The organism is Autumnicola lenta (assembly GCF_031846515.1).
GTDB classification, from domain to species: Bacteria; Bacteroidota; Bacteroidia; order Flavobacteriales; family Flavobacteriaceae; genus Autumnicola; species Autumnicola lenta.
Window position 1 is genome coordinate 19342 of the sequence record NZ_JAVRHO010000009.1, and the last position, 23741, is coordinate 43082.

A 23741-nucleotide genomic window follows, 5' to 3' on the forward strand; every position below is an offset into this window, starting at 1 on the left:
CTGCAAACTCCATTCACTACTTATGAGCGATGAAACAAAGTATACCGAGGATAATATCCGGTCTTTAGACTGGAAGGAGCACATTAGAATGCGCCCCGGGATGTATATCGGGAAACTGGGGGATGGATCCAGTGCAGATGACGGAATTTATATTCTGCTTAAGGAAGTACTGGACAACTCGATAGATGAGTTCGTGATGGGCTCGGGAAAAACTATTGAAATTTCGGTACAAAACCAGCGCGTTATCGTAAGGGATTATGGCCGGGGAATTCCGTTGGGAAAAGTTGTGGACGTGGTTTCCAAAATGAACACTGGGGGAAAATACGATACCCGCGCCTTCAAAAAATCTGTCGGACTAAACGGAGTTGGTACCAAAGCTGTAAACGCCCTTTCTTCTTATTTCAGGGTCGAATCTACACGTGATAGCAAATCTGCTTCTGCGGAATTTGAACAGGGAAACCTGGTAAACGAAGAAACTCTTGATGAAACTTCGCGAAGAAGAGGGACTAAAGTGACTTTTGTGCCGGATGAAGTAATCTTTAAAAACTTCAAATTCCGGAATGAGTATATTGAAAAAATGCTCAAAAATTACGTTTACCTTAATCCGGGGCTAACGATTGTTTACAATGGAGAAAAATTTTATTCAGAAAACGGATTAAAAGATCTTTTAGGTGACAGTATAAACGAAGACGATCAGCTTTATCCTATCGTTCATCTAAGGGGGAACGATATTGAAGTTGCCATAACTCACAGTAAATCACAATATAGCGAAGAATATCATTCCTTCGTAAATGGGCAGAATACTTCTCAGGGAGGAACGCATCTTCTTGCCTTCAGGGAAGCAATAGTCAAAACCGTTAGGGAATTCTACGGAAAAAATTATGATGCCAGCGATATCAGAAAATCTGTCGTTGCGGCAATCAGTATAAAGGTAATGGAACCCGTTTTTGAGAGTCAGACGAAAACAAAACTGGGTTCTACAGATATGGGAGGTGAACTTCCAACGGTAAGAACGTATATCAATGATTTTGTAAAAACAAATCTCGACAATTACCTTCATAAAAATCAGGAAACAGCAGAACAGCTTCAGCGTAAAATTCTGCAGGCAGAAAGGGAGCGAAAAGATTTATCGGGAATAAGAAAACTTGCTAAAGATCGTGCGAAAAAGGCAAGCCTTCATAATAAAAAATTACGGGATTGCCGTATTCATTTGGGTGACAGTAAAAAGGAGCGGTACCTGGAAAGCACACTGTTTATTACCGAGGGAGATTCGGCAAGTGGTTCCATAACAAAGTCCAGGGATGTAAATACCCAGGCAGTTTTCAGTTTAAAAGGAAAACCGTTGAACAGCTATGGACTCAGTAAAAAGATCGTTTATGAAAACGAGGAATTTAACCTGCTCCAGGCTGCGCTTAATATTGAGGAATCGATGGAGGATTTGCGATATAACAATATTGTAATCGCAACAGATGCCGATGTTGATGGAATGCACATCCGTTTACTTCTGATCACTTTTTTCCTTCAGTTCTTTCCTGAATTAATTAAAGAGAACCATTTATATATTCTGCAAACTCCGCTTTTCAGGGTTCGGAACAAAAAAGAAACCATTTATTGCTATAGCGAGATGGAACGCAGACAGGCGATTGAAAAGCTTGCCGGAAAAACTGAAATTACAAGGTTTAAAGGTTTGGGTGAAATTTCTCCGGATGAATTTGTTCATTTTATTGGTGATAATATACGTCTGGACCCGGTGATGCTGGACAAAGACAAGTCTATTGAAGAAATGCTGAGTTTCTATATGGGCAAGAATACACCAGACAGGCAGGAATTTATTATCGATAATCTTAAGGTTGAACTTGATCTTATTCAGGAGCTGGGGATATGAGATTCACCAATAAAAACGAAATAAAAATAATTCCTTCTATTTACATAGTTCTGGTTGCCGTGTTTGTAACCAATATTTTTGTAAATATTGAATTAATGAGTACTGATGAGCCAATTGGCTTTAGTCATTATTTGCCAAATATCGTTACCGTCTTAATTGGAATTTATGTCCATAAAATAGGGCAGACTTTTGATTTTGACAGTGATGGGGAGACGCTTAATTTTAAAAATAACGGAGTTTTCTTTTCAAAATTTATGGAATATCGTGTAAAGAAAGCAGAATTTCCTAAGAGAAAACTGGGGAAATTTCGTTTCAGTGATTATGGGGTTTATTCCTCATTAACGATTTTCATAAAATCCAGGAGAAGATCAGGATTTAAAAAATATACTTTTAATACTACGTTTTTATCCCGAAAAAAGAAGAAAGGTATGATTGTATCCCTTCAGAAAGTATTAGAATACAACGCGAATAAAGCAACCGCCTAATGGAAGAACACGAAGAAGGAGCTCAGGAAGAACATTTTGAACAACCTAAAGAAGAGCTTATTCGGGTAACCGGGATGTACAAAGACTGGTTTCTGGATTATGCTTCCTATGTTATCTTAGAAAGGGCTGTGCCAGCTATAGAGGATGGCTTTAAGCCGGTACAACGCAGGATCATGCACTCAATGAAAGATCTGGACGATGGCCGCTATAACAAAGTTGCGAATATTGTGGGACACACCATGCAGTACCATCCCCACGGAGATGCCAGTATTGGGGACGCAATGGTACAGATTGGACAAAAAGATATTCTTATTGATACCCAGGGAAACTGGGGAAATATTTTAACCGGAGACCGGGCAGCGGCACCGCGTTATATTGAAGCGAGACTTTCAAAATTTGCGCTGGAAGTACTTTTTAATCCGAAGCTTACAGAATGGCAATTATCGTATGATGGCCGTAAGAAAGAACCGGTGAATCTTCCGGTAAAATTTCCTATGTTGCTGGCACAGGGCGCAGAAGGAATTGCCGTTGGTTTAAGTACGAGAGTACTACCACATAATTTTATTGAAATTATAGATGCTTCCATTAAGCATTTACAGGGAAAAAAGTTCAAACTTTTTCCGGATTTCCCAACCGGAGGCGAAGCAGATATTACAGACTATAATGACGGATTGCGTGGCGGAAGAGTGCGGGTGCGGGCAAAAATCTCGCAGTATGACAAAAACACGCTCGCAATTACCGAAATACCATACGGTACCAATACCACAACGCTTATAGATTCAATCTTAAAAGCGAATGACAAAGGGAAAATAAAAATTAAGAAGATTGAAGACAATACCGCTGCAGAAGTGGAGATTCTTATCCATCTTCCTCCAAACATTTCTCCAGATAAAACCATAGATGCTTTATTTGCCTTTACACAGTGTGAAAATTCGATTTCGCCGTTAGGATGTGTAATTATTGACAACAAACCGATTTTTCTCGGAGTTTCTGAAATTTTACGTCAGTCTACAGATCATACGCTGCATTTACTCAAAAGGGAACTGGAAATAACCCTGGATGAGCTGGAGGAGCAGTGGCATTTTGCCTCCCTCGAAAGGATATTTATAGAAAACAGGATCTATAGGGATATCGAAGAACAGGAAACCTGGGAAGGAGTTATTAAAGCAATAGATGATGGTTTAAAACCTCATATACAACATCTGAAACGCGCGGTGACCGAAGAAGATATTGTAAGGTTAACCGAAATCAGGATCAAGAGAATCTCAAAATTCGATATTGATAAAGCCCAGCAAAAAATCGATTCGCTGGAAGACCAGATTGCCAATGTGAAACATCATTTGGATAACCTGGTTGACTACGCAGTGGCTTATTTTCAGAAATTGAAAAAAGACTACGGAGGAGGAAAAGAACGGAAAACCGAGCTGAGAATATTTGAAGATATTGAAGCTACAAAAGTGGTGATAAGAAACACCAAACTATATGTAAACCGGAAAGAAGGTTTTATTGGAACTGCTTTAAAGAAGGATGAGTATGTGACGGAATGTTCAGATATTGATAATGTAATCTGTTTCACGGCCGATGGAAAAATGATGGTCACCAAGGTGGACAGTAAAACTTTTATCGGTAAAGATATTATCCATGTCGCCATTTTTAAGAAAAAAGATAAGCGTACCATCTACAACATGATTTATCGTGATGGCAAAGGTGGCAGTACTTATGTGAAACGGTTCGCTGTAACCTCGGTGACACGAGACAGGGAATACGATCTTTCTCAGGGAAAAAAAGATTCCAAAGTCCTGTATTTTTCTTCAAACCCTAATGGAGAGGCAGAGGTTATTACTGTTTTCCTGCGACAGGTAGGAAGTATTCGCAAAGTTAAATTTGATATTGATTTTGCAGATGTTTTGATAAAGGGAAGAAATGTAAAAGGGAATATCGTCACGAAATATTCTGTAAAGAGAATTGAATTAAAGGAAGAAGGTGTTTCTACTTTAAAACCGAGAAGGATCTGGTTTGACGATACCGTAAACAGGCTAAATGTAGATGGGCGGGGAGAACTGCTTGGAGAGTTTAAGGGAGAAGACCGGCTTTTGATCATCACCCAGGACGGTATTGCCAAAACAGTAATTCCAGAACTCACCAATCGTTTTGATGACGAAATGGTGATTCTCGAGAAGTGGTCTCCAAAAAAGCCAATTTCGGCTATTTATTGGGAGCCCGAGAAAGAGCGGTATTACGTAAAGCGTTTCCTCATAGAACATCCCGAGAGAGAAGAACAGTTTATAAGTGAGCATGAAAAATCCTTTTTAGAAGTAGTTTCTACAGATTATTTTCCTGTAGCAGAAATTATATATGGTAAACAGAGAGGAAAAGATCAGCGGCCAAATGAGGAGCTTAATATTGCAGAATTTATTTCGGTAAAAGGAATTAAAGCACTCGGAAATCAGTTAACTACAGAAAAAGTGAAACAGATAAACATTCTCGATCCACTGCCTTATGAAGAGGAAGAGGAGAGTTCACCCGAAAAGATGGATGTTATAGATGATGAAACTGTGATGGACAGCAGTAAAGGTCCGGAAAAAGCAGAAGACAAAGACCAGGATTCTTTATCTTCAGAAAGTCAAACAAAATTATTTGATGAATAATGGCAAGTTTACTACAGGAATTTAAAGAATTTGCTGTAAAAGGCAACATGGTAGACATGGCGGTGGGTATTATTATAGGTACCGCCTTCAACCGGGTCGTGGATGCCCTGGTAAAACAAATCGTTATGCCACCGCTTAGTATCCTTACAGGTGGAATAAACTATACAGACAAAAAACTTGTTCTAAAAGAAGGCATTGCTGCTGTAGATGGTGGTGAAGCCGTTGAAGAAGTTGCTATTGGCTATGGAATTCTTGTTCAATCGCTGGTGGATTTCCTTATTATTGGGCTGACCATATTCGTGGTAGTTAAGTTCCTCAATCGTTTTAAGAAAAAGGCCGAAGATCCTAAGGACAAAACAGTTGTTACTCCTAAAGACATAGAATTACTTTCGAATTTAAACGATTTGATGGAGGAGCAGAATAAACTGCTGAGGGAAAGAGGTAATTAAACCTAACTTATTCCGCTCTTCTTACAGATCCCCGTTCTCTTCTGGTTTCGCCAACGACACCGTATTCAAAGGTATACCCATTCTTATTAGTGGTAAGGATCTTCATGTGAATGGGTTTCCTTTCAGCCATGTTCTCCGGATTTAGATTTTTCAGGATAAATTCGCAATCATTTAACCATCGCACAGACGAAGTATCTGCTTTCCCCTGGAATTGATCTATTTCTATGGAATCATTTCTGATGAAACGGGAAGTTACTATTTCTCCGTTGAGATAGGATTCAAATTCAAAGGTACCTGTTCTAAAATCCTCACAATTCCTTTCCGGCTGAAAGCAGCCGGTTATTATAAAACTAAACCCTAATATCAGGAATATCTTTTGCATTTTGCAAAGTAACTTCTTTTTGCAGGAATATTCAATTTTCAAAGGCGTCAAATGTCCCGTCTTCATAGAAAATGACAATCTTTTTAATTGCTTTTGATGAGCCGGATTTTCTTTGTTGCTCAGGGTCGAAAATTGCCATTTTTGAAGGCTGATCCTTTTGGGTATTTTCCGTCTCTGTTTTCTGCTTTTCCCCGGAAGGAGGTAGGTTTTCAATTGCGTCTTCTTTAGGAAAATGTCCTTTTCCGTTTAGCAACCAATATAGTTCCACTTCCGGAAACGTCTTTACAACCTTCATGACAAAGTCGAGACTGGGCTTATTTCTACCGGACAGAATGTGGGAAATAGAAGAGCGGCCAACCTCTATTTTATCTGCAAAAGAAGCAGCAGAAAGATCGTAGAATTTTATAATTCTGTTGAGTCTGTTTACAAATTTTTCGGTGTTTACCATTGTGAAAATTTCCGCCTTTGCAAGTTATTTACAAATGTAAAACTTCTGGTCATAGTGTACAAGTTACAATTGTAAATATTTTTCTTAATATATAACAAATACTTTAATTAACATCGACTAAGTATCTAAAATACAATACATTATTATACAAAATAAGCTTTGTAGGATTATTTCCAATAAGGGTGTAATGAGAAGATGAAGAGTTGTTCACAATTGTAAATACAATTGTAAATTTTTGTTGTTCACAATTGTAAATTATAGAATATTTACTTTTGTGAACATGAAGAATTATCCACAACGTTTACAAAAGTTAATGCAGAATTATACTGCTTTAAAAAATCAAAATATTCACGGAAGATATCTCACTTTGGATCATATTGCTCCGGAGCTGAAGAAGCTACCTGCAACTTTCACGATTAAAGAAATTGGAGAATCTACTCTAGGCGAATCTATTTCTGTAATAAAAATCGGAAAGGGAAAATTGAGAATATTGACCTGGTCCCAGATGCATGGAAATGAATCTACCACGACTAAAGCTATTTTTGACCTGTTAAATGCTTTTTCCCGGCAGAGTGATTTTCCGGTAGTAGACAATATTCTTGAAAGTTGTGAAATATGGATTATCCCAATGCTTAATCCTGATGGCGCACGGGCTTATACTCGTGTAAATGCTAATAATGTTGATTTAAACAGAGACGCACAGAATCTGCAGGAAGTAGAGAGCCGAATTTTAAGAAGTCAGTTTGATGAATTTTCTCCGCATTTCTGCCTTAACCTCCATGATCAAAGAACCATTTTTACTGCCGGAGCACTACCAATGTCAGCTACACTTTCTTTTCTTGCTCCCTCTATGGACGAGGAACGCAAAATAACCGAAAGTCGCAAGGAAAGCATGAGGGTGATCTCAGCCATTGCTGAGGATCTCGGTAAAATGTTGCCGGGGCAGATAGGCCGCTATGATGACGGTTTTAACCTTAATTGTACAGGAGATACTTTTCAAAACAAAGAAGTACCAACAATTTTATTTGAAGCAGGCCACTATCCTAATGATTATAATCGTGAAGTTACCAGGAAATATGTATTTGCAGCTTTAATTTCGACTTTGCATACAATAGCAACCGGGGAATATAAATCTATTTCTTTTGAGAAATATGAAAAAATCCCGGAAAACCAGAAGTTATTTAATGATGTTGTGCTGAGAAACTGTAGGGTTAATAAGAAAAAAACAGATGTTTCTATTCAGTTTAAGGAGAAATTGGATGGGGGAAGTATCAAATTTGATATTCATATTGAAGGTATTAAGCAGGAAATTAAAAATTTCGGACTTAAAGAACTGGATTGCAAAGGAGGGGAATTAACTATAGATGGGGAGAAGCCACTAAGCGAAAACGTTTTAGTTGAAGAGATATTCTTAAATGGAAAGAAATTTAATCTTAAACCTTAGGAATTCTTCAAATGTTTGTCAATAATTCAATGATTTTGTATTATTTTTGAATTTCATATAAATAGAAGTTTAGAAAAAATGGCCAAGTTTAAATTAGACGAAACAGATCATCAAATTCTCGATATGCTCATTGAGAATACGAGAACTCCTTTTACCGATGTTGCAAAGAAGCTCTTAATATCGGCCGGGACAGTTCATGTAAGAGTAAAGAAAATGGAGGAAGCAGGAATAATTATAGGTTCCTCCCTTACTCTTGACTACAAAAAATTAGGATATGCCTTTATCGCTTATGTTGGGGTATTTCTAAAAAATACTTCACAGACAAAATTTGTCCTTGAGCGTATAAATGAAATACCTTTTATTACCGTTGCACACGTGACAACTGGTAAATTTAATGTATTTTGTAAAATAAGAGCAAGGAATACTCAGCATGCCAAAGACATTATCTTTCAATTAGATGATATTGAAGGAGTATACAGAACAGAAACTATGATTTCTTTAGAGGAAAGTATTAACGATAAAAAGCGTTTAATGCATTCCATTTTTCAGGAAATGTAAAGTATCCTAAACTTTTTATAAAAACCCTTTAGGCTACCTTGTTTAAAGGGTTTTTTAATAACTTTAAGTCAAACCAAAAATAACTATGCACAGAGAACCGAAATTAGAAAGATTTAATGAAAGTGTACTTGCGAAATATCAGGTGTACAACAGTATTTTTCTAACCTTACCTTTTAACGATATTAGTAAAACCGGGGCTTTGCTGCCTTTGTTTCAGGATATATGTGAAGAAGGTTTTAAAAAGAATCAAAATCCTTCAGAAATAGTCGAAAGCTTTTTTCAAAAGTATCATGAAAATCCTTCTGAAGAAGAAAAGAATAACCTGTTGTTCCGTTTTATTCAATTTATAGAAAGACAGGTAGTATTGTTTGATGCTATTGAAGATGCTTCCTTCCCAATCGTAAATAACATGGACGGTCGGGGAACGCTTAGGAACGTAAAGGAAGAGGCTGAGGCAAAGAATAAAACTGCGGAGCTTCGGGACTATCTAAAGAGATTTAAAGTCCGTCCCACTTTAACTGCCCATCCTACACAATTTTATCCGGGAGCAGTTTTAGGAATTATTACCGATCTCGATAAAGCTGTTCAGCAAAATGACGTAATAGGCATTAAAAATTTACTTGCTCAACTTGGGAAAACCCCATTTTTTAAGAAAGAAAAGCCAACTCCTTATGATGAGGCTGTAAGCCTTATTTGGTATTTTGAAAATGTCTTCTACCAAAGTACAAGTAAAATATACAACTATATCCAGCAGAACATATTTGAAGGTGAAGATGTAGGGAATCAGATAATCAATCTTGGCTTCTGGCCGGGAGGTGATCGTGACGGAAATCCTTTCGTTACTACCGAAATCACGCTAAAAGTAGCCAGACGCTTAAAAAGAACCATTCTTCTTAATTATTATAGAGATGTAAGGAAATTAAAACGACGAGTTACTTTTGAAGAAGTAGATCAAATAATGTCTGATCTAGAATCTGCGCTTTATAAAGGCGCTGTTTCAAGAGAGGACGATCTTAAATTATCTGTTGAAGAGTTCAAGTCTAAGTTGCAGAAGATAAAGGATATAATAATTGAAAGGCATAATTCTTTATTTCTTGATGAAGTAGACGATCTTTTAAACAAAGTAAAACTGTTTGGCTACCATTTTGCGACTTTGGATATACGGCAGGACGCAACTGTACATGAGGAGGTTTTAAATGAAATTATAAAAGTTACCGGTGAAAAAGGTGCTTCTCTTTTCCCTGAGAACTTTAGTGAACTTTCAGATGAAGAACAGATCGATATTCTTAAAAATACAAATGGGAAGCTGAATCCTGAAGACTTTGAAGAGGGCATTACAAAATCAACAATATCGTCGGTTTATGCTATGCAGGAGATTCAGAAAACAAATGGAGAGCATGGAGCTAACCGCTACATTATAAGTAACTGTGGATCTGTTCAAGGAGTACTTACACCTTTTGCTTTTCTTAAAGCTTGTGGATGGGAAAAGCCGAGTGTGGACGTTATTCCTTTATTTGAGACTGTTCCAGACCTTCAATCTGCACATAAAACAATGGAAGTCTTATACAAAGATCCCGTTTACAGTGAACATTTGAAGAGGCGGGACAATAAGCAGACTATCATGTTAGGCTTTAGTGATGGAACAAAAGATGGCGGTTACCTTATGGCGAACTGGAGTATTTATAAAGCAAAAGAAATGCTTACAGAGGTATCCAGGGAATATGGAATTAAAGTAATATTCTTTGATGGTAGAGGTGGACCACCTGCCAGAGGGGGAGGAAAAACACATCAGTTTTATGCTTCACTAGGATCTGGTATTGAAAATGAGGAAATTCAGTTAACCGTTCAGGGACAAACAATTAGTTCTAATTTTGGAACAAAGGATTCATGCCGATATAACCTGGAGCAATTATTAAGTTCTGGTGTGTCTAACGAAATTTTTAGTAAAGGAAGTAACACTCTTTCTGACGAAGACAGGGAAACAATGAATAGCCTGGCAGAAATGAGTTATAAAACCTATACTAATTTTAAGCAGCACGAAAAATTTATTCCTTACCTGGAAAAAATGAGTACGCTTAAGTATTATGCAAAGACAAATATTGGTAGTCGTCCTTCAAAAAGAAATAAATCTGCACAACTAAATTTAAAGGATCTTCGTGCTATTCCTTTTGTTGGAAGCTGGAGCCAGTTGAAGCAGAATGTTCCCGGCTTCTTTGGAGTTGGAACTGCGATAGAAAATTATGAGAAAGAAGGAAACCTGGATAAGGTGATTCAGCTTTATAATAATTCGATCTTTTTCAGGACGCTTCTGGAAAACAGTATGATGAGTCTTACGAAGTCTTTCTTCCAGTTAACTTCTTATATGCAGGATGACAAAGAATTTGGTGAATTCTGGAAGCTTATACATGCTGAGTTTGAACGCAGTAAAAGTATGATTCTTAGGGTCACAGGATATGAGAGGCTCATGGAAAATGAACCAGCAGGTCGTGCGTCTATTGAAGCCAGGGAAAAAATTGTTCTGCCCTTGCTAACTATTCAGCAACATGCACTTAGGAAAGTGCAGGAGTTACAGGATAGCGAAGATAAAGCTGCCTTGCTTGAGATCTACGAAAAGATGGTTACCCGTTCCTTGTATGGAAATATCAATGCAAGCAGGAATTCTGCTTAATGGAAGTAGATAGATTATCATCTGAAGAATATCCTGCATTTTATCAGGATTATATAAATAACATCCCCAGAGAAGCATCTTTGGGGATGCTATTTAAGAGCAATATTGAAAATCTGAAAGATATCACGAGAACGATTTCTCCTGATAAATTTTCATACAGATATGCACCGGAAAAATGGAGTGTAGCTGAAGTGCTTCAGCATCTAATAGATGTAGAGCGGGTTTTTCAATATAGGGCGTTATGTATTGCAAGAGGAGATAAAACTTCTCTGCCTGGTTTTGATCATGAGGACTATGTTTTTAAATCTGAAGCAGGTAATCGAAGTCCCGATAGTTTGCGGGAAGAAGCAAAAATTGTCAGAAGCTCGAGCATAGCTTTGTATAACAGCTTTTCTGAACCTGTGCTTATGCGAAAAGGAAATATGAATAATGCCCCGGCAAGTGTAAGGGCGATAGGTTTTATTATTGTAGGTCATACCAGGCACCATATAAAAATTTTGAGGGAAAAATATTTGTAAATGCTAAAATTATTAAAGACATTCTGGAAGCTTCTAAAAGATGCTTTCGCCAGCTGGAACAGAAACGAACCTTATGCGCGTGCTGCTACCATAGCGTACTATGCTTTGTTTTCTCTCCCGTCTTTGATAATTATTGTCGTTACAGTAGTAGGGTATTTTTTTGGAAGAGAATTTGTTCAGGGGAAAATTACAAATGAAATATCTGCTTTTGTAGGTGAAGACCCTGCAGAAGCCATAGAGAGTATGGTTTCTAATGCAGCTTTGACTGAAGGATCAACCCTGGCTATTATTTTCGGTATTGGAGTTCTTCTTTTTGGTGCTACGGGAATGTTTTTTCAGCTTAAAATGGCCATGAACAACATCTGGAATGTTGCAGCTAAAAAGGCAAATTTCGTCAAATTATTACTTGATAGAGCGATTTCCCTGGGGATGATTTTAGTCATCGGACTTTTAATGCTGGTATCGCTGCTCATTTCGGCACTACTGACTATTGTAAAGGACCAGATCCACCTATATCTACCCAATATTACCGGCTTTATGGTGGGAGCAGCAAATTTTTGTATATCGTTTTTATTTATAACTTTTCTTTTTGCGGCTATTTTTAAACTTTTACCAGATATACATATAAAATGGAGAACCACCCTATATGGTGCAGCTTTAACTGCAACTCTTTTTATTATAGGAGAGTTTTTAATAGGTTTCTACTTTGGACAAAGCAACCCTGCTTCTGTTTATGGTGGGGCATCTTCTGTAGTACTTATTCTTCTATGGGTGTACTATACCTGTCTGATCTTATTTTTTGGAGTTGAATTCACGGTACAATATGCTCTTCATAAGAAAGAAAGGGTGGAGCCAAATAGGTTTGGAGAGCCTGCCATTTATCAGGAAATGGAGAAATTGGAAGCAAAACGTCTTCAGCTTAAAGAAGAGAAAGCCATTGTTGATACTTTAAAGTCGAATCTTGACTATAGAAGAGAAGAGAAAGAAAAGACCGATAAGAAGAAAAAGAAAACTTAATAAAGGTTTAACGCTCATGCGATAGTTTTATAAAGACCTTAATATAAACTTGCGTAGTCTCTTGTTATCTTTGTATCGAATTAAAAATGAAGAAGAATTATGAAAAAGAGAATAGCTATTTTAGCAACAAACGGATACGAAAAGAGTGAACTTGAATCTCCACTGGAAGCAATGAAGAAAGAGGGTTTTCAAGTTGATATCGTAAGCCTTGAAAAAGGAAAAATTAAAGGCTGGGCTGACGGTAATTGGTCTGGTGAAATTGAAGTAAATTATAGGGTAGACGAAGTTTCTGCAAAAGATTATCATGCACTTGTACTTCCGGGAGGTGTTATTAATCCCGATAAATTAAGAAGAAATGAGGATGTTCTTGTTTTCGTACGGGATTTCTTTAAGCAGAGCAAGCCGGTAGCGGCTATCTGCCATGCGCCATGGACGCTTATTAGTGCAGAAGTGGTAGAAGGCAGAACAATGACTTCTTTCCATTCTATTAAGAAGGATCTGGAGAATGCAGGAGCTCTTTGGGTAGATAAAGAAGTAGTTGTGGACGAAGCTCTGGTTACAAGTAGAAATCCTGATGACTTACCTGCATTTAATGCAAAGGTAATTGAGGAAATCAAAGAAGGTAAGCATGAATTGCAGCATGCCTAAATCTCTAATATTATTATTTAGACAAAAAAGGAGCGCAATTGCGTTCCTTTTTTGATATCATTCACTATCTGCTAATGAGCTATTTACCTCTGTCGTCATCATCTTCATCATCTTCATTAGCATCCTCTTCTTCTTTTTCCGGGATCTCGACAATGGGTTCATTGAAATCGGAATCATCATAATCATCTTCATCAAAACTGGCCATCGTGTTTTCCAGTCTTGTACTTACTTTTACCAGGTAAATAGTATCCTCTGTTCTCACTTCAACAGCATCTACAGTTTCATTTTTAGCGTTTTTAAAAGATATCACCTGGTCATCATCGTAACCATCAGGATATTTTTCCACTAAAAGGCCAAGTATTTCAGGAGTTAATTTTTTGTAGTCTACAATTATCCTCTTCATAGATAAAACGGTTTAAACAATTTTTTGTAGTTATTAGTTAGTCTTTTATTTTAAATGTAATGCTTTATATGTAAAATTCAAGCTTCTTGGTAAAAATCGAAAGCTTCATATATAATATCATTCGCAACCAGGCAATCTATTTCCGGTTCACCTATGTCTTTCAGGAGAACAAAATTTACGTTACCTCTTTCGTTCTTTTTATCAAACTTCATCAAATCAATAATGCTGGCAATATCATTTTGATCCACTTCAATTCTGCCGTAAATATCAAAAATTTTTGAAGATATCTGTTCTAATTTTTGTTCAGGAAAATTTTTTAATTTTTTAGAAATAAAAGTAGCGAGTACCATACCGGCGGCAACAGCTTCTCCGTGAAGTAATGTTGTTTTGGATTCATGGGTTAAAAAGTAGGATTCTATAGCGTGTCCAAGGGTATGACCATAGTTTAAAGTCTTTCGAATATTTTTTTCAAATGGATCTTTAGTGACAACTTCAGTTTTGATGTCTACAGATTCTTTTATTATCGCATCCAGATCCTGAAGTTCGAGATTTGCCAAATTTGACACCCTATGCCAATAATCCTCACTTTTTATAAGCCCATGTTTTAAAATTTCTGCCAGTCCACTTCTCATTTCATTTTTTGGCAGGGTATTCAGATACTCACTGTCAATAATTACCATTTCCGGATAATTAATGACACCTATCTGATTTTTAAGATTTCCGAGATCTACACCTGTTTTTCCTCCAACCGATGCATCTACCATAGAGAGAAGACTGGTAGGTACATTTATATATTCAATTCCTCTTTTAAAGGTAGAAGCTACAAATCCACCAAGATCAGTTACTACACCGCCACCTACGTTAATCAACAGGCTTTTTCTATCCGCTCCCAATTCTGAAAGGGCGCTCCATACTCCGCTACAGGTCTCAAGATTTTTATTTTCTTCACCTGCGGGAATTTCTATTATTTCAAAATCTGAAGCATCTTTTAATTTCGCCAAAAATTTTGATAAACAAAGCTCATGAGTGTTTTCATCTACAAGAATAAAGACTTTGGAAGGCTTATTGCTATTTAAGTAATCATTAATTTGGTTGTAAGCCTCTGCGCTGTAATAAACAATCCCTTTATTTGCCGGATTCGCCATAGTTTATGCTGTTTTTACCGGTTTCGAAAATAAGGAGAATTATTATTTAATGAAATCAATCTTCAATATTTATATTTGTCCAATAACAGGTACCTAATGATAAGAAAAAAAATTTTTAACAACACTTCAACCGCTTTTAAGCTCAAGTCTGATATGGAATTAGATCGTGCTATATTCTTATTTAGCATGATGAACAGGCAAAAGCTGGTGCAAGCCGGTACTTTTCTCACTAAATTTTCTCTTAAACTTCATCTTCCGGTGGAAGGAATGATTAAAAAGACAATTTTCGAACAATTTTGCGGAGGTATTACAAAGGAAGACTGTAAAGATGTAATCAACGAAATGCATGAGGAGAAATTACATAGTATCCTGGACTATTCTGTTGAAGGTAAAGAAACCGAAGAGCAGTTTGATGCGGCCCTGGATAAAAAACTTTCTCTAATTAAATTTGCAGACAAAAAGGCAGAATTGCCTTTTTCGGTTTTTAAACCTACAGGAATAGGGCGTTTTGCGATCTGGGAAAAGGTGACCGAAAAGGTAAGCCTTAGTGAAGAAGAGAAAAAAGAGTGGGAGAGGATAAAAGAGCGTGTGGATAAACTTTGCAAAACAGCTCATGATCATAATGTGCGACTTTATGCAGATGGTGAGGAAAGCTGGATGCAGGATGCCGCAGATGACCTTATGGAAGAAATGATGCGTAAGTATAATAAAGAAAAAGCGCTGATTTTTAATACAATACAATGTTATCGCTGGGATAGAATGGATTACCTCAAGGATCTACATGAAAAAGCTAAAAAGGACGGATTTAAAATAGGGGCCAAAATTGTACGTGGTGCCTACATGGAAAAAGAAAACAACCGGGCGAAGAAATTAGGATATCACACTCCAATTTGTGAGAGTAAAGAGGCTACAGACGTTAATTTTAATAGTGTAATGTCTTATTGCCTCAACAATCTCGACGACATTTCTTTATTTATAGGAACTCATAATGAAGTAAGCAATTATCTCGCTTTACAAATTCTGGAAGATAAAAATATTGCTATAGATGATCCAAGAATCTGGTTTAGTCAACTTTTTGGAATGAGTGACCATATAAGTTACAATCTTTCCAGAAGGGGCTATAATGCTGCTAAGCTGGTTCCTTTTGGTCCGGTAAGGGATGTCGTGCCTTATTTACTAAGAAGAGCACAGGAAAACACGTCTGTAAAAGGACAAACCGGTAGGGAATTGTCGTTGCTAATGGAAGAGAGAAAACGCAGAAAAGGAGAGCCTAATAAAGCACATCGGGAATAACTTCAGTTTAAAAGAAGCATTCCATCAAGGGGTACTCGTAATTTGACAGTTTTCGACCTTTGTCTATTTCTGAAAAAGATGCATAAAAAAATCAGAATTTTAATCCAGTGCTCTGGGTTAAAATTCTGATTTTCTGATTTTTTATAAATGAATTTGGCTCTTAAGATTCTGATTCTTCCATCGTGTGATATACGTTTTGCACATCATCATCTTCCTCAAGTCTTTCCAGTAACTTTTCGACATCTTCGGCCTGTTCCGGAGGTAATTCTTTCGTTACCTGCGGAATCCTTTCAAATCCTGAAGAAATTATCTCAATATTCCTGTTTTCCAGTTCCTTCTGGATACTCCCAAAATATTCAAATGGCGCATAAATATGAATACCATCCTCGTCTTCAAAAACTTCTTCTGCGCCAAAATCTATTAGTTCAAGCTCCATTTCTTCTGCATCAAGACCTTCAGCGTTAATTCTGAAGTTACAGGTATGATCAAACATGAATTCCACAGAGCCGGAAGTTCCTAAATTTCCGTCGCATTTGTTAAAGTGAGATCGCACATTGGCAACCGTTCTATTGTTATTATCTGTGGCAGTTTCCACTAGAATTGCAATGCCGTGCGGTGCATAGCCTTCAAAAAGCACAATTTTATAATCTCCCTGGCTTTTATCTGAAGCACGTTTTATCGCACGCTCGATATTGTCCTTGGGCATGTTTACACTTTTAGCGTTCTGGATAACCGCCCTTAGTTTGGAGTTAGTATCGGGATCTGGCCCGCCTTCCTTAACTGCCATCACGATATCTTTCCCTATACGGGTAAATGCTTTGGCCATTGCTGACCAACGTTTCATTTTTCTTGCTTTTCTAAATTCAAATGCTCTTCCCATGGTATAAAAATAAAGTCCGGGCAAAAATATAAAAAAGCTTCTAATCGGTTTTAAAAATCAGAAGCTTCCTTTACGATTTTATTTTACTTGGTTTTAGCCTGCTTCAATTATTTCTTCAATTGCCTGTGCAAGTTTAAAATCTTTTTCGGTTACACCATCAGCATCATGTGTGGAAAGGGAAATTTCAAGTTCATTGTAGACATTTCCCCAATTTGGGTGGTGCTGTTGCGCTTCAGCTTCAAAAGCAATCCGCGTCATAACGGTAAAAGCATCTTTAAAATTTTCGAACTGAAAAGAGGTGTGAATGGCATTTTTAGAATACTTCCAGCCATCAAGTTTTGCCAGTTTTTTATCGATTTGATCTTCACTTAATTTTTCCATGATTAGTTATTTTAGAGTAAGTTTAAGGTAAGGAACTAAACTGAAAATATTAAAGGAAATAAAAATCAGTTTAGAAAAAAATTTCAGCTACAGTTCTTTACAGCCCTGTAATACGTCCTGTACTGAAATCTGAAGATTTCCCGGCAGTAAATTATCCTTGGGAAGCACGGCAAGAAAACGGTCGAAGTTGGAGTCGTAAACATTCTTGAAAAGAGGGTTTTCCATGCCTAGTAACTCACATAAATCTTTTATAAAATCGCGTTGATGGACAAGGTCTGTGGTGCCCAAGTGAAAAACGCCTTCCCTTTTTCTATTGATGATGTAATGGATTTGTTGGGTAACCTTTCTTATTTCGGTTACGTTTACTACCACATTTGGAAAGACTTCTATTGCCTCGCCAAGATCAATAAGTGTTTTAATTTCTCTAACTCTGGGGGAATTATATCCAAAAACCATCGGTAATCGCAGGATATTGTATTTTTCGTTTGGCAAACGGAGTAGTGCATTCTCAATTTTTATTTTAAACCGGCCATAAATGCTCTGCGATAATGTTTTATCATATTCGTAAGATGGATAATTGGTGAATGCATCAAATACATTTGCTGAAGAAAGAAATATGAGTTTGCAATCACTTCGCATCACATATTCCATCATGTAAAAATGAGCAGCAATCTGTGCGTCAAAATTTCCACGAACCGCCGAAATTATTATTGTAGGTTGCAGATTCTCCAGTAAAATAGAAACATTTTCTGTTTCCAGGTCATACTGAAAAAACTGCTTGTTTTTGCTTAACGTGCTACTTTCTGAATGAAATGTTCCGTAAGTATCGAAAAAGGAGCGTAACTCCTTATACAGGGAATTCCCGATAAAACCACTAGCTCCTAATATTAAGATTTTTTCCAAAAAAATTATCCTTTATAAAAGGGCAATTTCACCTGAGTGGCAGGAACTTCTTTTTTGCGAATCCTGATGTGGAGTTTAGCTCCAATCTCAGCAACTTCAGCAGGTATGTATCCTAAACCAATTCCTTTCTCTAAAGATGGTGACATAGTGCCCGAAGTGACTTCGCCAATAACAGTGCCATTATTATCTACAATATCATATCCCTGCCGTGGGATACCACGCTCATCCAGTTCAAAAGCAATAAGTTTTCTCTTTGGCCCTTCTTCTTTTTCGTTCTTAAGTGCTTCAGAATTGACAAAATCTTTGCTGAATTTTGTTATCCATCCAAGTCCTGCTTCAATAGGAGAGGTCGTCTCGTCAATATCATTTCCGTAGAGGCAGTATCCCATTTCCAGTCTTAAAGTATCACGGGCTGCCAGGCCTATTGGCTTTATTCCGTAATCTGCTCCGGCTTCCATTATCCGGTCCCAGACACGCTCTACATCTTCATTTTTGATGTAAATCTCAAAACCACCACTACCAGTATACCCTGTGGCCGAAATTATTACTTTTTCAACTCCGGCAAAATCAGCCAGCTGAAAAGTGTAAAACTTCATATTGCTAAGATCAACTTCAGTTAAAGGTTGCATCGCTTCCGCAGCTTTTGGACCCTGAATAGCGAGCAGGGACATACCATCAGAAATATCTTTCATCGTAGCATCCATGGTATTGTGCTCTGAGATCCAGTTCCAATCCTTTTCAATATTAGAAGCATTTACCACCAGTAAATATTTTTCGGAATTCATTCTGTAGATAATAAGATCGTCAACAATACCGCCATTTTCATTTGGCATACAAGTGTATTGCGCTTTTCCATCTACAAGTTTAGAAGCATCGTTAGAAGTAACTTTTTGAATAAGCTCCAACGCATTTTCTCCTGAAATCAGGAACTCGCCCATATGAGACACATCAAAGACACCAAGTTTTTCCCTTACATTTTGATGTTCAATATTTACACCTTCATAGGAAACAGGCATATTATAGCCGGCAAAAGGAACAATTTTCGCGTCAAGCGATTTATGTCTCTCAATTAATGCAACGTCTTTCATTTATTCTGAAATTTTGCGCAAATTTATTGATTTCACCTTGAATACAATATTAATTAGGTGTTTTTATGAAGAGCGTAAGAAATACATTAGCTTTATATATATTATAACAACCAAAAAGATCAGTTTAAACTGAAAAAGAGACTAATTTTTAGCTATAGGGCGATAATTGCCAAATTTCGACCTCCACTTAATTGAACTATTTATGAAAATACTTACTGCCTCTCAAATTAAAGAAGCTGACGAAATCACCATCAAGAATCAGAATATTTCATCGGAAGATCTTATGGAAAGAGCCGCTACACAGGTTTTTAACGAAATCCACAAACGGCTTCAGGGTGCAGATCTGCCGGTTAAGATTTTTTGCGGCATCGGTAACAATGGCGGAGATGGTCTTGTAATCGCCAGGTTGCTCATGGAGCATTCTTATAATGTAAAAGTCTTTATTGTTAACTATTCTGATAATAGATCTCCGGATTTTCTCTCTAATTATGATAAAATAAAGAATCTCTCGCATAACTGGCCTGAACTTTTAAAAGGAGAAGACGATTTTCCTGAAATTAACAGGGGAGACTTTGTTATTGATGCCATATTCGGCATTGGGCTTAACCGGCCATTAGAAGGATGGGTCGCGAAAATGGTCAATTTTCTTAATGCTTCTTCAGCTTTCATTTTGGCTATTGATATGCCCTCCGGACTTTTTTCTGATAAAATTCCCGAAGAAGGAGATGCCGTAATAATGGCAAATTTTACCCTTACGTTTCAAACCCCAAAACTGGTTTTCTTTCTACCTGAGACAATGGAATTTGTCGGAGATATGCAGGTGCTGGAAATAGGACTTGACAGAGACTTCCTTTCAAAAATAACTCCTTCGGCTCAGTTGATCGGCCGCCAGGAAGCGCAAAATCTTTATAATCCCAGGAATAAAAATTCCCATAAAGGTAATTATGGCCATGTATTGGTGGCAGGCGGGAGCTATGGGAAAATCGGTAGTATTGTTCTCGCTACAACAGCTTCTTTACGTACCGGCGCCGGTCTTTCTACCGTCTTTATTCCCAAATGCGGATATGAAATCGTGCAGACAGCTCTTCCCGAAGCAATGGTATTAACAGACGCTAATTATGAAATGCTTACTGATATAAAAACAGATCTTGATGCAGATGTGATATGCTTTGGAATGGGGGTGGGGCGTGATAAAAGTACTGTAGAGACGTTTAAAGAATTACTGAAGGAAACGAAAAAACCAATGGTAATAGATGCCGACGGCTTAAATATCCTATCTGAATATAATGAGTTACTGCAGCATTTACCTGAAAATACGGTTTTAACGCCGCATCCTAAAGAACTGCAAAGATTAATAGGAGAGTGGACAGATGATTTTGATAAAATCAGAAAGGTTCAGGAATTTATTAAAAAGCGCAAAGTTATAGTAGTTTTAAAAGGGGCACATACTTTTATATTTGAGCAAGAGAATATTTATATTAATAATACAGGTAATCCAGGGATGGCTACTGCGGGAAGCGGGGATGTATTATCTGGTGTTATCGCCGGTCTTATCTCGCAAAAATATGAACCTCTTGTAGCTGCCGTACTCGGTGTTTATCTTCACGGAAAATCGGGTGATATTTCCGCAGAGAAATTGGGTTATGAAGGAATGATTTCTGGTGATATTGCTCAAAACATGGGGCTCGCTTTTTCTGATCTATTGTCTGAAAAAGAAAATGGTGCTCGTGCTGATTAACTCATTTCCTGGTCCTACAAATAAGAAAAGCCGCTTGTCTTTTTTGACAAGCGGCTTTTTAATATCAACTAAGTTTAAGATTAGGATTTAGTCTCCTTTACGGTGTTATCGACGTCTATCGTTAGCTCATTTTTCTCTTCATCAAGATCCATCATTATAATATCTCCTTCGTTTACATGAGCCGTAATAATTTCTTCAGCAAGAGCATCTTCAATGTATTTCTGAATTGCCCTGTTTAAAGGTCTTGCACCATATTGTTTATCAAATCCTTTTTCAGCAATAAAATCTTTTGCTTTGTCTGTTAATTTTAAGGTATAACCAAGACTTCCAATACGACCATACAATTTGGCCAGCTCAATATCAATAATTTTATGAATATCTTCCCTTTCTAAAGAGTTGAAAATTACAACATCATCAATACGGTTCAGGAATTCCGGAGCAAAAGCTTTTTTCAGCGCACCTTCAATAACTCCTCTGGTGTTCTGATCTACCTGAGATTTCATTGCGGCAGTTCCGAAACCAACACCCTGTCCAAAATCCTTCAGTTTTCGTGCTCCAATATTGGAGGTCATTATAATGATAGTATTCCTAAAATCAATTTTTCGGCCTAAACTATCGGTTAAGTATCCGTCATCAAGAACCTGAAGCAACATATTAAATACATCAGGGTGTGCTTTTTCCACCTCGTCAAGAAGGATTACCGCATAAGGCTTACGTCTCACTTTTTCAGTAAGTTGTCCACCTTCTTCGTATCCCACATATCCGGGAGGTGCTCCAATTAATCTTGATACAGCAAACTTCTCCATATATTCACTCATATCAATCCTGATAAGAGTGTCTTCATTGTCAAACAATTCCCGGGCAAGTACCTTTGCCAATTGTGTTTTACCAACTCCTGTCTGGCCAAGAAAAATGAAGGAGCCAATTGGTTTATTAGGGTCTTTAAGACCAGCTCTGTTTCTTTGAATTGCTTTTACAACTTTAGATACAGCATCATCCTGTCCTATAACCTTGCCTTTAATTTTATTAGGCAGTTCAACAAGTTTATTACTTTCTGTCTGCGCAATTCTATTTACAGGAACGCCAGTCATCATTGAAACCACGTCAGCAACACTATCTTCGCTAACAGTTTCTTTGTGCTTCTTCGACTCTTCTTCCCATTTTTCCTGAGCCAGGCTTAGTTCTTTTTCCAGATTTTTCTCGTCATCCCGAAGTTTGGCAGCCTCCTCATATTTCTGTTTTTTAACGACAGAATTTTTATTCTCCCTTACTTCTTCAAGCCTTCGTTCTAAATCAAGAATTTGCTTAGGAACATCTATATTAATAATATGAACTCTCGAACCTGCTTCATCTAAAGCATCAATAGCCTTGTCAGGAAGGAAACGATCTGTCATGTACCTGTTTGTAAGTTTCACACAGGCTTCTATCGCCTCATCTGTGTAAACCACGTTATGGTGCTCTTCGTATTTGTTTTTAATATTGTTAAGGATTTCTATTGTTTCTTCTACAGTAGTAGGCTCAACAATTACTTTCTGAAATCTTCTCTCGAGGGCTCCATCCTTTTCGATATATTGTCTGTACTCATCAAGGGTGGTAGCTCCAATACATTGAATTTCCCCTCTTGCAAGAGCCGGTTTAAACATATTACTCGCATCAAGGCTACCTGTAGCGCCGCCAGCTCCAACGATTGTATGAATCTCGTCTATAAAAAGAATAATATCCTCGTTCTTTTCCAGCTCATTCATTACAGCTTTCATTCGCTCCTCAAATTGCCCACGATACTTGGTACCCGCAACAAGACTTGCAAGATCTAGAGTTACCACACGTTTATCGAAAAGAATACGGGATACTTTTCTTTTTACAATTCTTAATGCCAACCCTTCAGCTATGGCAGATTTACCAACACCTGGTTCTCCTATAAGAAGCGGATTATTTTTTTTACGTCTGCTTAAAATTTGTGAGACCCGTTCAATCTCTTTCTCTCTTCCTACTACAGGATCAAGCTTGTCAGCCTCAGCCATTGCGGTTAAATCACGGCCAAAGTTATCTAGTACCGGGGTTTTAGATTTCTTTGAAGTTTTGCCAGGTCCGCTACCACCTCCGCCACTAAATGGATTGTCCTTGGTAGCATCGTCTGTATCACCTTCATCAGAAAAGGATTCTGCAGAAGGAATATCAGAAAAATCCTCATCATCATTGGCAATCATGTATTTAAACTGATCCTTAACTCCGTCATAATCGATCTTAAGCCTGTTTAGAAGCTTCGTGGTAGGATCATTTTCATTCCTTAAAATACATAATAACAGGTGTGCAGTGTTTATAGACGTACTTTGAAAAAGCTTTGCTTCTAAGAAGGTAGTCTTTAACGCACGCTCTGCCTGTCTTGTTAAGTGCAGATTTTTCTTTTCGTTAGAAATTGATCCTGAACCAGGATTGGCAGGACTTAATATTTCTACTTTTCTTCTTAAATGACTAAGATCTACATCAAGTGCATTTAATATATCTATTGCTTTACCATCACCGTCACGCAGCAAACCAAGCATTAGATGTTCTGTCCCTATAAAATCGTGGCCGAGTCGTAATGCTTCTTCCTTGCTGTAAGAAATTACATCTTTTACTCTTGGTGAAAAATTATCATCCATGTTGTTTTCCTTTCTCTCATTAATTACTAATCATTAGAATTCAAAAACTGTACCTAAGATCAGTCGTAAGCTAATTGACGAAATTACTTCCATTAATCAAAATCCAAAATAATGAACT

21 protein-coding genes are annotated in these 23741 nt (G+C 37.4%); 12 read left to right on the forward strand and 9 right to left on the reverse strand.

Going from position 1 to position 23741, the window contains the following annotated elements; genetic code table 11:
- The first annotated feature begins 22 nt into the window (after positions 1–22).
- From RM545_RS07750 to mscL, 4 genes are read left to right on the forward strand one after another with little or no spacing between them, the layout of a single operon-like run.
- A complete protein-coding gene (locus RM545_RS07750) occupies positions 23–1885 on the forward strand; it encodes a DNA topoisomerase IV subunit B (RefSeq protein WP_311494746.1) in 1863 nt (620 codons plus the stop codon).
- The gene (locus tag RM545_RS07755) at positions 1882–2370 is read left to right on the forward strand and encodes a hypothetical protein (RefSeq protein ID WP_311494747.1); all 489 of its coding nucleotides are present in this window, start codon (positions 1882–1884) and stop codon (positions 2368–2370) included. Before RM545_RS07750 ends, RM545_RS07755 begins: the two co-directional genes overlap by 4 nt.
- Entirely contained in the window at positions 2370–5018 is a 2649-nt protein-coding gene (locus RM545_RS07760; protein WP_311494748.1) for a DNA gyrase/topoisomerase IV subunit A, read from the forward strand. Before RM545_RS07755 ends, RM545_RS07760 begins: the two co-directional genes overlap by 1 nt.
- Positions 5018–5467, forward strand: coding sequence for a large-conductance mechanosensitive channel protein MscL (mscL, locus tag RM545_RS07765; RefSeq protein WP_311494749.1), 450 nt, complete (start codon positions 5018–5020; stop codon positions 5465–5467). Before RM545_RS07760 ends, mscL begins: the two co-directional genes overlap by 1 nt.
- A gap of 7 nt (positions 5468–5474) precedes the next feature.
- On the opposite strand, the gene RM545_RS07770 is transcribed toward mscL, so the two are convergent.
- Positions 5475–5849 carry a DNA topoisomerase IV gene (locus tag RM545_RS07770; RefSeq protein WP_311494751.1) on the reverse strand — a complete coding sequence of 125 codons (375 nt, stop codon included), beginning with the start codon at positions 5847–5849 and terminating at the stop codon, positions 5475–5477.
- A gap of 31 nt (positions 5850–5880) precedes the next feature.
- A complete protein-coding gene (locus RM545_RS07775; protein ID WP_311494752.1) occupies positions 5881–6297 on the reverse strand; it encodes a helix-turn-helix transcriptional regulator in 417 nt (138 codons plus the stop codon).
- Between the two features lie 280 nt (positions 6298–6577).
- Here RM545_RS07775 and RM545_RS07780 point away from each other — a divergent pair, with 280 nt between their 5' ends.
- From RM545_RS07780 to RM545_RS07805, 6 genes are all read left to right on the forward strand, one after another.
- Positions 6578–7741 (forward strand): M14 family zinc carboxypeptidase, encoded by a 1164-nt coding sequence (locus RM545_RS07780; RefSeq protein WP_311494753.1) that lies wholly within the window; start codon positions 6578–6580, stop codon positions 7739–7741.
- A 78-nt stretch (positions 7742–7819) separates the two neighbouring features.
- A complete protein-coding gene (locus tag RM545_RS07785) occupies positions 7820–8299 on the forward strand; it encodes an Lrp/AsnC family transcriptional regulator (protein ID WP_311494754.1) in 480 nt (159 codons plus the stop codon).
- Positions 8300–8384: 85 nt separating this feature from the next.
- Positions 8385–10967, forward strand: a complete 2583-nt coding sequence (locus RM545_RS07790) for a phosphoenolpyruvate carboxylase (RefSeq protein WP_311494755.1) — start codon at positions 8385–8387, stop codon at positions 10965–10967.
- A complete protein-coding gene (locus tag RM545_RS07795) occupies positions 10967–11485 on the forward strand; it encodes a DinB family protein (protein WP_311494756.1) in 519 nt (172 codons plus the stop codon). The genes RM545_RS07790 and RM545_RS07795 overlap by 1 nt, the downstream gene beginning before the upstream one ends.
- Positions 11486–12502, forward strand: a complete 1017-nt coding sequence (locus RM545_RS07800; RefSeq protein WP_311494757.1) for a YihY/virulence factor BrkB family protein — start codon at positions 11486–11488, stop codon at positions 12500–12502.
- A gap of 99 nt (positions 12503–12601) precedes the next feature.
- Complete coding sequence (locus tag RM545_RS07805; protein ID WP_311494758.1) at positions 12602–13150, forward strand: type 1 glutamine amidotransferase domain-containing protein; 549 nt, start codon at positions 12602–12604, stop codon at positions 13148–13150.
- A gap of 79 nt (positions 13151–13229) precedes the next feature.
- Here the strand turns inward: RM545_RS07805 and RM545_RS07810 are convergent, their stop codons facing one another.
- Both RM545_RS07810 and aroB read right to left on the reverse strand, forming a co-directional pair.
- Positions 13230–13553 (reverse strand): hypothetical protein, encoded by a 324-nt coding sequence (locus RM545_RS07810; RefSeq protein ID WP_311494759.1) that lies wholly within the window; start codon positions 13551–13553, stop codon positions 13230–13232.
- Positions 13554–13630: 77 nt separating this feature from the next.
- Positions 13631–14698 (reverse strand): 3-dehydroquinate synthase, encoded by a 1068-nt coding sequence (gene aroB / locus RM545_RS07815; RefSeq protein ID WP_311494760.1) that lies wholly within the window; start codon positions 14696–14698, stop codon positions 13631–13633.
- Positions 14699–14794: 96 nt separating this feature from the next.
- Between aroB and RM545_RS07820 the strand changes: the two genes are divergently transcribed.
- Positions 14795–15991: a proline dehydrogenase family protein gene (locus RM545_RS07820; protein WP_311494761.1), complete on the forward strand. Its 1197-nt coding sequence runs from the start codon at positions 14795–14797 to the stop codon at positions 15989–15991.
- Between the two features lie 160 nt (positions 15992–16151).
- Here the strand turns inward: RM545_RS07820 and RM545_RS07825 are convergent, their stop codons facing one another.
- From RM545_RS07825 to gcvT, 4 genes are all read right to left on the reverse strand, one after another.
- Positions 16152–16871 carry a YebC/PmpR family DNA-binding transcriptional regulator gene (locus RM545_RS07825; protein ID WP_311494762.1) on the reverse strand — a complete coding sequence of 240 codons (720 nt, stop codon included), beginning with the start codon at positions 16869–16871 and terminating at the stop codon, positions 16152–16154.
- A 93-nt stretch (positions 16872–16964) separates the two neighbouring features.
- Complete coding sequence (locus RM545_RS07830; protein WP_311494763.1) at positions 16965–17252, reverse strand: 4a-hydroxytetrahydrobiopterin dehydratase; 288 nt, start codon at positions 17250–17252, stop codon at positions 16965–16967.
- A gap of 87 nt (positions 17253–17339) precedes the next feature.
- Positions 17340–18155: a sugar nucleotide-binding protein gene (locus RM545_RS07835; RefSeq protein ID WP_311494764.1), complete on the reverse strand. Its 816-nt coding sequence runs from the start codon at positions 18153–18155 to the stop codon at positions 17340–17342.
- A gap of 5 nt (positions 18156–18160) precedes the next feature.
- Positions 18161–19243 (reverse strand): glycine cleavage system aminomethyltransferase GcvT, encoded by a 1083-nt coding sequence (gene gcvT / locus RM545_RS07840; protein ID WP_311494765.1) that lies wholly within the window; start codon positions 19241–19243, stop codon positions 18161–18163.
- A 202-nt stretch (positions 19244–19445) separates the two neighbouring features.
- Between gcvT and RM545_RS07845 the strand changes: the two genes are divergently transcribed.
- Complete coding sequence (locus RM545_RS07845) at positions 19446–20981, forward strand: NAD(P)H-hydrate dehydratase (RefSeq protein WP_311494766.1); 1536 nt, start codon at positions 19446–19448, stop codon at positions 20979–20981.
- A gap of 80 nt (positions 20982–21061) precedes the next feature.
- On the opposite strand, the gene RM545_RS07850 is transcribed toward RM545_RS07845, so the two are convergent.
- Entirely contained in the window at positions 21062–23623 is a 2562-nt protein-coding gene (locus RM545_RS07850; protein ID WP_311494767.1) for an ATP-dependent Clp protease ATP-binding subunit, read from the reverse strand.
- Positions 23624–23741 lie beyond the last annotated feature (118 nt).